Source organism: Pseudomonas veronii (assembly GCF_001439695.1).
Lineage (GTDB): Bacteria > Pseudomonadota > Gammaproteobacteria > Pseudomonadales > Pseudomonadaceae > Aquipseudomonas > Aquipseudomonas veronii.
This window is the reverse complement of record NZ_JYLL01000017.1, coordinates 1-13,290: the sequence shown is the minus strand read 5'-3', so window position 1 is coordinate 13,290 and position 13,290 is coordinate 1. Positions and strand designations below refer to the sequence as shown.

Below are 13,290 nucleotides of genomic sequence, written 5' to 3'. Positions count from 1 at the left end.
ACGTATCGCCCTCATCTTTTGTCGCAAAGACGCGTGTAAGATACGCCGCACTTAGCCAGGGATGCTCACCATGTTCGACGCGTTAAAAACGATCTTTCGCCGTTTGTTCGGTGCGTTAATAACTGTGGTGGGTGCCCTGTTCGGCCAATGGCAGCCGCCGTTCTGGCTACGCGCCATCGGCCGGGGCGTGCTGAACCTGGGCAGCAAGGCCCGCGCTTACCCGCGCCAGGCCGGAGGCGGAGTGTTGGGCCTGGTGCTGCTGGCCGCCGCCGGGTTCTACGGCTGGCAGTGGTACTCCAACCTGCCGCAGCCGCACACCGTGGGTTATTCGCTGCACAAACCCAACCTGACCGACTACACCCAGCAACCCGCGGTTGTGGATAACTTGCAGGTGCGTTTTGCCGAGTCCGTCGCGCCTCTGGCGGCGATCGGCAAGCCGGTCACCGCCGGCATTACCCTTAAACCCGCTGTAGCCGGGGCCTGGCGCTGGTCCGATGACCGCACATTGCTGTTCACGCCGGAAAAAGACTGGCCCATCGACACCCATTACACCTTCGATCTGGCGAAGAAAAACCTGCTCGCCGACGGCGTGTTGCTCAGCCAGTACAGCGGCCAGTTCTCCACTCAACCGTTCCGCGCCAGCCTTTCGCAGAACGAGTTGTATCAGGACCCGTCCAACCCGACGCTGAAACAACTGGTGGCGACTTTCCGTTTTTCCCACCCGGTCGACGAAGAAAGCCTACGCAAGCGGGTTTCGATCATTCTCGGCAAAGGCCTCGCCTACCGCGACGCCCAGTTACCCAATCGCCCGGAAATCAGCTTCGACGAGACCAAGCTCAACGCCTATGTACGCTCCGCCGCCCTGGCCACCCCGCTGGAAAGCACGCCCGTCAGCGCCAAGCTCGACGAAGGCATCAAGGCCCGGGACGGCGGCAACGCCAGCAACGCGCCATTGGTGGCCGAAGTCACCGTGCCCGGTCGCTATCGCCTGACGTTTACCGCTGCCGAAGTGAGCTTTGTCGACAACGAACGCGGCGAACCCGAGCCGGTGTTGATGTTCAGCAGTTCCAGCGCCGTAGCCGATGACACCATCGCCGGTAAGGTCCAGGCCTGGTTGCTACCGGAAAAAGCCGAGGACGACACGCGCCCCTATAACAGCAACGACATCGACGATGCCCTACTGGCCCGCAGCACCAAGGTCAACCTGACCCACGTGCCCAGCGTCGAACCGCTCAACACCCTGCACGCATTCAAGTTCAAGGCCCCGGCCGGTCGTGCGCTGTATGTGCGCGTGCCCGCCAACCTGGAAGCCATCGGCGGCTACCTGGCGAAAAACCCCACAGCGTCGCTGATCAGCATGCCGGCCTACCCGCGCACGTTGCAGTTCCTCTCCGACGGCGCCTTGCTCAGCCTCACCGGCGAAAAACGCCTGGGTTTCATGGCCCGTGGCGTGCCCGGTGCCCATGTGGAAATCGCTCGCCTGCTGCCCAACCAGTTGCAGCATTTGGTGGACCAGAGCAGCGGCAGCTTTGCACGGCCGAACTTCGGTAATGAGTACTTCGATCGCATGGTCGAGCGTCAGTCGCTGGATATTCCGCTGTCGTCCAACGACCCGGCGAAAACCGTCTACGACAACGTCGACCTCAGCCATTACCTGACCGCCAACGGCGGCCGACGCGGTATTTTCGTACTCAAGCTCAGCCCACAGGATGACCCGGCCGAACGCACATTCGACTACTCCCGCAGCAGCACCAGCGACCTGCGCTTTATCGTGGTGACAGACCTCGGGATCATCGCCAAGCGCTCCAGCGACGGCAGCCATGACGTGTATGTGCAGTCCATCGGCAACGGTTCGCCGGTGGCCGACGCGCAAGTCGACATCATCGGCCGTAACGGTCTGCCGGTCGCCAGCGGCCACACCGACGCCGAAGGCCACGCGCATTTCGCCAAACTCGATGAACTGCGCCGTGAGAAAACGCCACTGATGTATGTGGTCAGTCGCGGTAATGACCAATCCTTCCTGCCGATTGCCCGTCAGTCCCAGCAGTTGGATCTGTCGCGCTTCGACGTAGGCGGTTTGCAAGAAGACGGTGCGATCGACCGCCTCAGCGCCTACCTGTTCACCGACCGTGGCCTGTACCGGCCCGGCGAAACCGCGCACCTGGGCATGATCGTGCGCAGCGGCAACTGGAAAGGCGCCCTGCAAGGCTTGCCGGTGGAGCTGCAAATCACCGACCCTCGCGGCCTGGAAGTGATTCGCCAGCCGCTGAAGCTGTCCGCCAGCGGTTTTGAAACCTTTGATTTCCCCAGCAGCGAAGTGGCCCCGGCCGGGGATTACACCGCGACCTTGCAACTGATCGGCGCGAAACAGACCCGCACCGACCTGGGCAGTGTCAGCTTCAAGGTCCGCGACTTCGAGCCGGACCGTATGAAAGTCAGCCTGAGCCTGCACGACACGCCAGTGCCGGGCTGGATTCCACCGGAGCAGGTGGTGGCCAAAGTCAGCGCAATGCACCTGTTCGGCGCCCCGGCGGCCGGCCGTCGCGTGACCGCGAAGATGTCCCTGAGCCCGACGCTCGCGGCGTTCGAGCGTTACCCCGATTACCGCTTCCGCCTCAACGATGCGCTGGAAGAGGCCAGCACCGAAGACCTGGCCGAGACCACCGTCGATGACAACGGCCAGGCCGTGCTCGACCTCAACCTGCAACGCTTCGCCAACAGCACTTACCGCCTGCAGGTAATGACTCAGGTGTTCGAGGCTGAAGGCGGGCGCAATGTGGCGGCGCAAAGTGCGTTGCTGGTGTCGTCTGCGCCCTACCTGGTGGGTGTGAAAAGTCAGGACTCGCTGTCGTATGTCGCCAAGGACGCCCCGCGCCAGGTGCAATGGTTGGCCGTCGCGCCGGATCTCACGCCGCTGGCGGTGGACGGGCTGACCAGCGAAGTGGTCGAGCACCGCTACGTCTCGGTGCTGGTGAAGCAGTCCAACGGCACCTACAAATACGAATCGCGGATCAAGAACATCAGCCAGCCCGCCTCGCCGCTGGTGATGACCAAGGACGGCGCCAAGCAAACCCTGAACACCGCCACCCCTGGCGATTTCACCCTGCAACTCAAGGACGCCAACGGCAAGCTGCTGAACCAGATCGACTACAGCGTGGCCGGGCGCGGCAACACCTCGCGCTCCCTGGAGCGCAACGCCGAGCTGCAACTGCGCCTGGATAAACGCAGTTACGCAACGGGGGATGAGATTGCCATCAGTGTCCGCGCGCCGTACACCGGGGCGGGCCTGATCACCATCGAGCGTGACAAGGTCTACACCCAGCAGTGGTTCAAGGCCGACAGCACCAACAGTGTGCAGCATATCCGCGTGCCCGCAGGGCTTGAGGGCAATGCCTACGTCAACGTGCAGTTTGTGCGCGACATCGGTTCGTCCGAGGTCTACATGAGCCCGCTGTCCTACGGCGTGGTGCCGTTCAGCATCAACCTGGATGCGCGGCGCATGCCATTGAAGGTTGACGGCCCGGCGCAGATCGAACCGGGGCAGACTCTGGATATCAAGGTCAACGCCGACCGCCCGGGCCGTGCGGTGGTGTATGCGGTGGACGAAGGCATCCTGCAGGTGGCGCGCTACCAGACGCCGGACCCGCTGGGCTTCTTCTTCCAGAAACGTGCGCTGGAAGTCGGCACCAGTCAGATTCTTGACCTGATCCTGCCGGAATTCAGCCGCCTGCTCAGTGGGGCCGCGCCCGGTGGCGATACCGAAGGCGCGTTGGCCAATCACCTCAACCCGTTCAAGCGTAAACACCAGCCGCCTGTGGCCTGGTGGTCCGGGCTGGTGGACTTGCCAGCCGGTGAAAGCGTGCTGCATTACCAGGTGCCGGACAGTTTCAACGGCAAGCTGCACCTGTTCGCGGTGGCGGTGGATGCCGACAGCGTGGGCGTCAGCGAGGCCACTACCGAGGTGCGCGGGCCGCTCGTGATCACGCCAAACGTACCGGCTTTCGTCGCGCCGGGGGATGTGTTCAACGTGAGCGCCGGGGTGTTCAGCAACCTCGACGCGGCGGCGGATGTGAAGTTTGAAGTGCAGACCAGCAACGGCCTCAACGTGCAGGGCGACAAAGGCAGCACCTTGTCGCTGCAACCGCGCAAGGAAGGCACCGCCGAGTTCAAGATCAAAGTCGGCGACACCCTCGGCTCGGCAGATCTGCGCTTTATCGCCGTGTTGCCGAATGGCAAGCGCATTCAGGTGGCGGAAACCACCTCGATCCGCCCTCTGAGCGAACACCGCGTGGCCCTGAGCCTGGGCCGTTTCGACAGCGCCAGCAAAGAGCTCAAGCCCACCCGCGAGCTGTTCAGCCAACTGCGCGACGTGCAACTGGGTGTGGCGGCGTCGCCACTGGTGTGGGCCAACGGTCTCAAGCATTACCTGGATGACTACGGCTACGCCTGCACCGAACAGTTGGTGTCCAAAGCCATGCCGGCGTTGATCTGGGGTGGCAACGCGCCCGAGGCCGAACAGGCCTTCGCCAGCGCGGTGCGGATGTTGCGCCAGCGCCAGAACCAGGCCGGCGGTTTCGGTTTGTGGGCGGCCAACCCGGACGTAGCGCCATATGCCAGCCTGTACGCCACCGACTTCCTGATCGAAGCCAAGGAACGCGGGCTGCCGGTGCCGGAAGACCTGCTGGTACGGGCCAATACCTATCTGACAGACCTGGCCAACGGCCCCAGCGAAGGCCTGTCGGAATTGCGCAACCGTGCCTACGCCAGTTACCTGCTGAGCCGTCAGGGGATTCTGGTGAGCGGCGCCTTGAGCGATATCCGTGAGCGCTACGAGCGCTACTTCAAGGACACCTGGCAGAACGACCTGGGCGCCGCCTACCTGGCCGCCAGCTACAAGCTGCTCAAGCAGGATCGCCAGGCGGATACGCTGTTCCGTAAGATTCCATGGCGTTCGCTTGTGGATAAGTGGAACAGCGACGGTCTGTATTACGACCCGTTGGTGCATGACGCCGAACACCTGCACTTGCTGGCACGGCATTTCCCCGAGCTGCTGGACGAGGTGCCGGCGGCGCTGCTGGATAAACTCGGCAAGCGCCTTAACGAGCAACGTTACAACTCGCTGTCGGCGGCGCTGTTACTGCGCGCCCTGGATAACTACGGCCAGCGCGCACAAAGCGACATGACCCTCAAGGCCAGCGCGTGGTTGGGCGACAAACAGCAACAATTGCTGGAGATGGCCGGCCAACCGCCGCGCGCCGCAGTGCCGAGCGCCACGCAAAAATTGCTGATGGAAAAATCCGACGGCCCGGCAGCGTTCTACATGCTCAGCGAAGCCGGCTTTGATAAAGGTGCCAAGCTCAAGCCGATCAACAATGGCCTGGAAATTATCCACGAGTACCTCGACCTCAACGGCGAGCCGGTAAACACAGTCGCGGTGGGCGATGAGTTCCTGGTGCGCCTGCGCCTGAGGGCGACCGACCGCGATCAAGTGCAGCAAGTGGCGGTGGTCGACCTGCTGCCCGGTGGCGTCGAGCCTGTGTATAACTTGCCGCCGGAGCCGGAGGCCGCCAGCACCGATGACAGTGAAGGCGAGGAAGCGGAATACGTAGAAGACAGCGAAACGCCTGACGCCTGGCAAGCGCCGATCGGCGAAACCGAGCTGAGCAACTGGCAGCCAGACTACGTGGACGTGCGCGATGATCGGGTGGTGTTATACGGCACCGCACTGCGTGACGTAGGCACTTTCGTGTACCGCGTGCGCGCCACCAACGCCGGTACTTTCAATACGCCACCGGCCTACGCCGAAGGCATGTACGAAACCACCCTGCAAGGGCGCGGCAAAGTAGGCCAGCTTGAAATTACCAAGCCTTAGGCGCCTGACGCCGCTGCTGGCAGCGGCGGTACTGCTGGCGGGGCTGCGGCTGTGGCCACATGCTCCGCTGGAACAGGCGGTGACATCCTCAAGGGTGGTGCTGGCCGATGACGGCTCGCTGTTGCGCATGACCTTGGCGGATGATGGGCAATACCGCTTATGGCTACCGCTGGAGCGGTTTTCTCCGTCATTGATCGAGGCCTTGCTGCTCAAGGAAGACCGTAATTTCTACTGGCACCCGGGGATCAATCCCCCGGCGTTGCTGCGTGCGGCCATGGCCACTTACAGCGGCGGCCAGCGCCAGGGCGGCTCGACGTTGAGCATGCAACTGGCGCGGCGCTTGTGGGATCTGAACACCCGCCAGGTGCCGGGCAAGCTGCAACAGATGGCCTTGGCCTTGTGGCTGGAAGCGCGTTACAGCAAGCACGACATCCTTGAGGCCTACCTGAACCTGGCACCCATGGGCGGCAATATCGAAGGCGCCGAGGCGGCGAGTCGCATTTACTTCGGCAAGGCGGCGGCGCAGTTGTCGTTGTCTGAAGCGCTGGCACTGGCGGTGATCCCCCAGCAGCCGGGGCGACGCGCGCGCTTCGGGCCCTCGTTGCAAAACGCGCGGCAGCGCTTGATGAACGACTGGCGCGCAACTTATCCACAGGACCCGCGCAACGACAGCCTGCTGGACGTGCCCCTGGAAGCGCGCAACCGCCAGCAGATCGCGTTTCTGGCGCCGCACTTGAGCGAACAGTTGCTCGCGTCCCAGCCCGGCAACGAGCTGAACAGCACCCTCAACCTGCCCTTGCAACAATTGCTCGAACGCTTGATTAGCGGCTTTATCGCCGAGCGGCGCGGCACGGGGGTGGAAAACGCCACGGCGATCCTGATCGACAGCCGCGACCAGAGCGTCAAGGCACTGGTGGGCTCGGCGGATTACTTATCCACAGGCATCCATGGCCAGGTCAATGGCGTGCTGGCGCGGCGTTCGCCGGGGTCGACGCTCAAACCGTTCCTCTACGGATTGGCGCTGGACCAGGGGGTGATCCACCCCATGAGCATCCTCAAGGATTTACCCAGTAACTTCGGCTACTTCCAACCGGAGAATTTCGACGGCAGTTTTGTCGGGCCACTGACGGCGCGCGATGCGTTGATCCGTAGCCGCAATATCCCCGCCGTGTGGCTCGCCAGCCAGGTGAAATCGCCTTCGTTATACGGCTTGTTGCAACGCGCCGGCATCAAGGGCCTGCGCGGTGAAAGCCATTACGGCCTGGCCCTGGCCCTCGGCGGCGGCGAGATGACGCCCGAAGAGCTGGCGCGGCTGTACCTGATGCTGGCCGGCGACGGGCACCTGCGGCCGTTGCGCTATTTACAGGAACAGCCCCAGGCCAGCGGCCCAGCGCTGCTGACGCCTCAAGCCGCCTTCATGGTGCGCGACATGCTGCGCCGCAACCCGCGCCCGGATGGCCTGCCCGGCCGGCACTGGCGCACCGCCTGGAAAACCGGCACCTCCTGGGGCTTCCACGATGCATGGAGTGCCGGGCTGGTCGGCCCCTACGTGCTGGTGGTGTGGGTCGGTAACTTCGATGGGCGACCGAACCCGGCGTTCATCGGCGCCAAAACCGCCGCGCCGCTGTTCTTCCGCATCGCCGACGCCCTGCCCCTGGCCTTGCCCAACGTGCAGATCAAACCCGACAAGCCGCCGCCCGGGCTGATCCGTATCGACGTCTGCGCGGCCTCCGGCGAATTGCCCAACCGCTGGTGCCCACAGACCCGCAAAACCTGGTACATCCCCGGCGTCTCGCCGATCCGCGTGTCCAACCTGCACCGCCCGGTGCTGATCGACACCCGCACCGGCAAAGCCGCCTGCCCGCCGTTCGACCCGCAGTACACCCGCGAAGAAGTCTTCGAGTTCTGGCCCAGCGACGTACAACGCCTGTACCGCGCCGCCGGCCTGGCGCGACGCACGCCGCCCACGGTGATGAAAAACTGCCAGCCCAACCGCATCGGCGACCAGAGCGAAGCCCCGCAGATCCGTTCGCCGCTGACCCAGGTGAGCTATCAATTGCGCCTGTCCCAACCGCAGGAAAGCATTGCGCTGAATGCCAACGCGGCCAGCGACGCGACGACGTTGTACTGGTTTGCCGACCAGACCCTGATCGGCCAAGGCCCGCCGCAATCCACGCTGAATTGGCGACCGGGCAAGTCGGGGGAGTACCGATTGCGGGTCAGTGACGATCAGGGCCGCAGTGCGAGCCGGGCGCTGCGGGTGGAGTTTGTGCCGTGAGCGGGCGAACGCGCCTGACCGCTAGGCGCTGATCTCCACGTAACTCGACTCCCCACCGCCCGTCGCGCCCGACAACCATCCCCAAACGAAGCTCAAGGTGGTACGCCCGGCCTGATCCACACCCACCGTGCCACGCGACCAGCCGGCCAGCAGCTCGCCCTCAAGCGTCAGGCATTGATACAGCAACTCGATGGTATCGGCGCCTGTCACACGCCCGACCTGCGTGCCCACGCGGATTCGACCGCCTTGGTAAGAGCCGGAGATGGCCTCCCCTTCGACAAGGTAATGAAACACCGTGCCGGCACCGGATAGCCCGTGGGCATTGTTCGCGACCGTAAAGCGACGATTGTTCAAACGTGCGTGGATTGGGCAGAAGGGAGTGTCCATGAATGTCGCGTCCTTTCGTAGGGGGCTTCCGTTCCGGGTCGAGCCTGGAGACCCGGCGGTGGATCTAGAGAATTAAAACACTCGCAATCTACTTGGTTGTTTGCTGGGAACCAATACGCCCGTCTTCAGCTTGTCAGATGCGAATGACCTGGTGAATCACCTGATGATCCGCGACCATGAAGGCTTCAGCATTCTCGATCAGCTCCTGGAGGCTGCAGACACCAATGTCGAAGCTGGCGCAGTAGCATCTGGCAGCCCTCTCTTGCTGCTCTACTCTTCCTTTACATCACTGAACGGGATGATTTCTATTGGTGGTGTCACTGCACAAAGTGGTTTGCGCCAATAACCAACGCTATGCCATTGACCGTGCTTGTACCCAACCTCAGGGTACGTGCCGATATGGGTAAAACCGAGCGCTTCATGGATACCGATGCTCCCCGCGTTGGGTAAGGCAATGCCGGCGTAGGCCGTATGAAACCCCTGTTTCTCGAGGAGCGGTAGAAGCCGCTGATAAAGCGCACGACCAACCCCTTTTCGGTGTACGGCAGGGTCGACATAGACGGTGACATCTACCGACCAGCGATAGGCTTCTCTAGCGCGATGCTGGCTTGCATAAGCGTATCCAACGACATCGCCATTCATCTCGGCTACCAGATAGGGATACATCGGCAGTGTTGCGGCGATCCGCTCTGCCATTTCATCGACAGTTGGTGGCGTCAGCTCAAACGAGATGGCTGTGTTCAAAACCATCGGCGCATAGATAGCCTGAATGGCAGAGGCATCAGCGGGTGTAGCGACCCTCACGTTGTAATTCATGGCGACCAAGTACTCCATTCTCTTTCTCTTTGAGTTCAGGCACGACGATTCGGTGGCTCGAGATCGCCGTTGGTTTTGTAGGCGTTCGAAGTTAAGGCGATATCAGCAGAAGAACCGCCAGACCGATCAATGCTTGTAGAACTGAACCGGCGGTCATCAAACGCATATACCTGCCGGTGCTGTATTCGGGAAAGGCGTCCGATTTGACCAGCCAGTAATAGCTGTCGTTAGGGAGAATGGCGACGAACGATCCCAGACAGACGGCGAATGTGACGCTCATCAAGTCCACCGCGCCAGACGCAAGGATTGGAGAGAGAACAGGAGGGATGGCGGCAAAGGTCGCAAGGGAAGAGCCATTCAGTGTTTTGAATACCGCAGCCAGCAGGAACACCCCAACCAAAATATGCGTGGTGCTGCCCGACGCGCTGAATGCGTGCTGAATCAGTTCCTTGGGAAGCACCAAACCGAGGGCTTGGCCCAAAGCAGACGCACAACCGATGGTGAACAATAACGGGCTGGTTCTACGCATCGCTTTGGACAGCAGATCTTGAACCTCACCAGGTTTGCAGCTAAGCGCAATCAACAACGATGTGGCGATCAGCGCACCGGCGGGAGTAGTGAAGAACTCGATGATGGAGTGCTGGTTCTTTGGAATGGCGTAGCCGGTGATCAGGAGCAGGAAAAATACAGCCAGAGGCAGGATCACCTTGATAACCGAGTCGTGAGGCACGGTGGGATCAGTCGAATCGTTGGGTGATGAACAATCTGTGCGGGTCGTCCAGTACGTCCAGACCGTCCCGACAACCCAGGTGACGACTGTCAGCAGCAACCCTAGATACAGAAACTTTGGGTCATGCGTGTTGGCCCCTAACCCAATCCCAATGATCAGCGGGCCCGCGGGCATTAACAGCTTGAATCCCGAGTAGCATCCGATTGCAATGAACTTGCGGTGTTGCCCTGCAATGGGAGCAAGAGACGCATAGGCTGTATCGGGACAAACCATGCCAGCACCCAGCAAGGGTGACAGAGAGATGCCGAATTTTCCGAAGGACGCACTTCCTTGCGTCGAGATCCAGCCGGCAATGAAAAACGCGCTCAGGATGACGATGGCGAAATAGCCAAGGTTGTTTGCGAATCCTTTGCTCAGCGATTGGAACACGTCACTGCTGTTGGTGCCGGCAAGAAGAGGGATCAGAATCGCACCCAGCAACATCGCGACAGGGAGAGGAATGGAGACACGGCTCCCCAGGTTCCGTAACCGAGAGCGTGTTTTCGTCCTAAGCGCTTCTACTAACATCCATGTACCTCCCCGCGTTACCGGAACCACCTCTGAAAGGCCTGCAAGTTGTGCCTGCACTTCACAATCGCAAAATACGTTGCGACCCGCAACTAATATAATTGAACAATTTCGCAGGCGCTTATGCCCAGAAAAATGTGTCGCTGCGCCTGCTAAGGTGGTATTAGCGTTTTCCCGGAATTGCGAGCCGAGTGCTATGCCAAACATTGATCAGATCGACCAGGATGCCGAACAGCTTTACGAAGCCCTGAGTCACTTGGTTAGGGTCTACCAGTTTCGTGACAGAGATCGCAGCTGCTGCGAAGGCCTGTCCGTCACTCAATGCTATGCGCTTGAGCATGTGATAAAGGCTGGGCCGGTTCGCGTTCAATCGTTGGCCAGTGAGCTTTTTCTCGACAAGAGCAACGCGAGCCGGTTAGTCGATTCGCTTGCAAAACAGGGGCTGGTTTGCCGTGTTCCAGATGCCACTGACGGCCGCGCGCTGGCGATCACCGTGACGCCCGAAGGCGTGACGCTTTATGAAAGTATTCGATCGGATTTAGTCGCAGAGGCTCGCAATCTCGCATCTGACTTATCGAAAGAAGCCCGTGAGGGTGCAATCCAAATGCTACGTCGCTTCGCTAACGCCACCGAACAACGGTGCGGTCTCAAAGACTTCAGTGCTGACGAGGCTCTGCCCCGCAAATGCTGCTGAGGCACCTCTACAGACGAATATTTAGCCAGATCACAATCCAAAATAGGGTATGTGGTGGAGACACATAAAAAAGAAAAGCCCCTGAGATCAGGGGCTTTTGGCAGTGATTGTCTGAAACCAGACGGTGGGTACCAACAACATAATTTGACACAACCCCTCGCGCAAATCGGGGTCTGTAGGATGATTCGGGGTAAAGACAACAGCAACATAGATTGACACAGATGGGCTGCGCTTCAAATACAGGGCTCGGCTGCTCACAACATAGTTTGACACGAACAACTAGAGTGCAGTCATGAAGGGTGGTTTTTGAGAATTACAACTATCGCGTGTGAATTAAAACCGTCGCATGTGCCGCTTGATCTCGGGCGGCACCTCACGTGACCCTGCTGGAATCAGGCTCAGGTCGTTCAACGAGTTTTCCCTGGCGATATTAGAAGAGATGCAACACACCAACTCTGGCTCAGGTGCTGCAAAGATTACTGACATTTTATTGACCATGGCAGCCATTGGCGTGCCGATGGTTTTTGTATGCAACTACAGCTTGGCTCATAAGCTACTTGGCCGAAACAGCGAGGACAAGCAACGTCTGCTCGCTGATCCCCGAAGCATGTTGCCGGACGAGCCTGGCAGCGCGAATTGGCTGAACGATATCGCTGAATGTCTCAGAGCGAGCTATGCCTACGTAAAGGCTGATATTGGTTAATCGGCCGTTGAGCTGTACCGCTGTACTTTTGGTATCAAGCGACTGGTGGTACAGCTGTTGAAGCTGGCCTATGTGGAATGTCGCAACTCGGGGCGGCAGTGCGTGAACCAGCTCGATATTACTCGTGCATACCGTGCCACAGCTTACACAGCGAGCGCCGGTGAGGTGGAGGAGCTAATGCTACTGGCGCTGAGCAGTCTCAAAAAACATAAGCTCAAGGACTTGCACTGCCCGTTCGATCTATCTGCTGCAATGAAGACAAATGTCGTGAATTTCACTCGTGCTGATCGTCAGGAACGTGTCAATGCTACGGTCTTTCACTCGTAAGCGGCCAGCGAACACGCAGTAGAGATAAACTAACGCACGAGTATGCTGCTCCGCATGCCCGCAGCGATGTAATGCCTGAGTTCTTCGCTGGCTTCACTGACTTCCGCCAGTAGCGCTGGACGTCCGTCAAGCATGATGATGATGTCCTCAATGTCTCTGTGATAAGGGTCGCCTTCTCAGCTGGCTAGCACCAGGTGCTCGATCCGCTTGTAGGTCTCGAAGAGCGCAATCATGTCACCTTGAGCCATGACTTCCAGTGGCAATCGGCCGGCAAAAAACGGATTGTCGTTCTTGAAGCGAGGGAAACCTTTCACGTTTGCCTGGTTGGAGAAGACCATCCGCAGCGAAGCGTGGATACCCAGCACCATCCCGATGCGTTGCTGCTGATCTTTATCGAGCCGCTGACCTGCAGCAATGCCACGCCATGCGCGACGGTAGGTCGCGGGTGAAATTCTGAGAATCCGGCACGCCTGACTGGGCGTGGCTTCCCAGGCGCCGATGATGCGCAAAGCCACCTTCAACCCGGTGGTAGCCTGCTGCTCGCTAAGACGTTCACCACTGATCATCCTGTTCTCCTCTGCCGTACGCAGTTTACCTACTAATGGCTGAAGTAGAGAGGCCCGCCTCAGCATGCGCATAGCCTGTAGCGGAGAAGTAAAAAATCTACCACCTACCTAAGAGTTAGTCGAAGAAACACTTAATTTTTCTTTGACTCTGTGTTGTAGGTTTTATGCATCTCAGATCGGATCTCTTTTATGGCTCCGATCAGCGGAGCGAAATAAAGTCGTGGTGTAGTGGTCAACTAATCCCGGACACGACGTTAAGTTTTTCCTCGGCCCGCGCTGGAGCCAACCCATCGTTGAATTGATGAGGCCTAATCCAGTTGTAGCGATGCATCAAAAAGTGGCTGATGTCG

The 13,290-nt window shown here is 60.0% G+C and carries 9 protein-coding genes; 5 read left to right on the top strand and 4 right to left on the bottom strand.

Going from position 1 to position 13,290, the window contains the following annotated elements; all coding sequences use genetic code 11:
* Positions 1-70: 70 nt before the first annotated feature.
* A complete protein-coding gene (locus tag TU80_RS19680; protein WP_057005225.1) occupies positions 71-5,872 on the top strand; it encodes an MG2 domain-containing protein in 5,802 nt (1,933 codons plus the stop codon).
* Positions 5,853-8,150, top strand: a complete 2,298-nt coding sequence (gene pbpC / locus TU80_RS19675; RefSeq protein ID WP_057005196.1) for a penicillin-binding protein 1C — start codon at positions 5,853-5,855, stop codon at positions 8,148-8,150. Before TU80_RS19680 ends, pbpC begins: the two co-directional genes overlap by 20 nt.
* 21 nt (positions 8,151-8,171) lie before the next feature.
* Here the strand turns inward: pbpC and TU80_RS19670 are convergent, their stop codons facing one another.
* The 3 genes from TU80_RS19670 to arsQ form a co-directional block, all read right to left on the bottom strand.
* Entirely contained in the window at positions 8,172-8,537 is a 366-nt protein-coding gene (locus TU80_RS19670) for an avidin-fold protein (RefSeq protein WP_046381587.1), read from the bottom strand.
* Positions 8,538-8,807: 270 nt separating this feature from the next.
* A complete protein-coding gene (locus TU80_RS19665) occupies positions 8,808-9,353 on the bottom strand; it encodes an arsinothricin resistance N-acetyltransferase ArsN1 family B (protein ID WP_057005224.1) in 546 nt (181 codons plus the stop codon).
* 91 nt (positions 9,354-9,444) lie between these two features.
* Positions 9,445-10,650 carry an arsinothricin export permease ArsQ gene (arsQ, locus tag TU80_RS19660; RefSeq protein ID WP_057005195.1) on the bottom strand — a complete coding sequence of 402 codons (1,206 nt, stop codon included), beginning with the start codon at positions 10,648-10,650 and terminating at the stop codon, positions 9,445-9,447.
* A 196-nt stretch (positions 10,651-10,846) separates the two neighbouring features.
* Between arsQ and TU80_RS19655 the strand changes: the two genes are divergently transcribed.
* The 3 genes from TU80_RS19655 (at position 10,847) to TU80_RS19645 (ending at position 12,374) form a co-directional block, all read left to right on the top strand.
* A complete protein-coding gene (locus TU80_RS19655) occupies positions 10,847-11,344 on the top strand; it encodes a MarR family winged helix-turn-helix transcriptional regulator (RefSeq protein ID WP_046381585.1) in 498 nt (165 codons plus the stop codon).
* Between the two features lie 346 nt (positions 11,345-11,690).
* A complete protein-coding gene (locus TU80_RS19650) occupies positions 11,691-12,047 on the top strand; it encodes a hypothetical protein (RefSeq protein WP_057005194.1) in 357 nt (118 codons plus the stop codon).
* Positions 12,048-12,149: 102 nt separating this feature from the next.
* Positions 12,150-12,374: a hypothetical protein gene (locus tag TU80_RS19645; RefSeq protein WP_143041273.1), complete on the top strand. Its 225-nt coding sequence runs from the start codon at positions 12,150-12,152 to the stop codon at positions 12,372-12,374.
* 176 nt (positions 12,375-12,550) lie between these two features.
* Here the strand turns inward: TU80_RS19645 and TU80_RS19640 are convergent, their stop codons facing one another.
* Positions 12,551-12,940, bottom strand: a complete 390-nt coding sequence (locus tag TU80_RS19640; protein ID WP_057005192.1) for an antitoxin Xre-like helix-turn-helix domain-containing protein — start codon at positions 12,938-12,940, stop codon at positions 12,551-12,553.
* Positions 12,941-13,290 lie beyond the last annotated feature (350 nt).

Coding starts and splice junctions, on each gene's coding strand:
- TU80_RS19655 (WP_046381585.1), top strand. CDS start 10,847: ATGCCAAACATTGATCAGATCGACCAGGATGCCGAACAGCTTTACGAA.
- TU80_RS19665 (WP_057005224.1), bottom strand. CDS start 9,353: ATGAATTACAACGTGAGGGTCGCTACACCCGCTGATGCCTCTGCCATT.
- TU80_RS19650 (WP_057005194.1), top strand. CDS start 11,691: ATGTGCCGCTTGATCTCGGGCGGCACCTCACGTGACCCTGCTGGAATC.
- TU80_RS19640 (WP_057005192.1), bottom strand. CDS start 12,940: ATGATCAGTGGTGAACGTCTTAGCGAGCAGCAGGCTACCACCGGGTTG.
- arsQ (WP_057005195.1), bottom strand. CDS start 10,650: ATGTTAGTAGAAGCGCTTAGGACGAAAACACGCTCTCGGTTACGGAAC.
- TU80_RS19670 (WP_046381587.1), bottom strand. CDS start 8,537: ATGGACACTCCCTTCTGCCCAATCCACGCACGTTTGAACAATCGTCGC.
- TU80_RS19680 (WP_057005225.1), top strand. CDS start 71: ATGTTCGACGCGTTAAAAACGATCTTTCGCCGTTTGTTCGGTGCGTTA.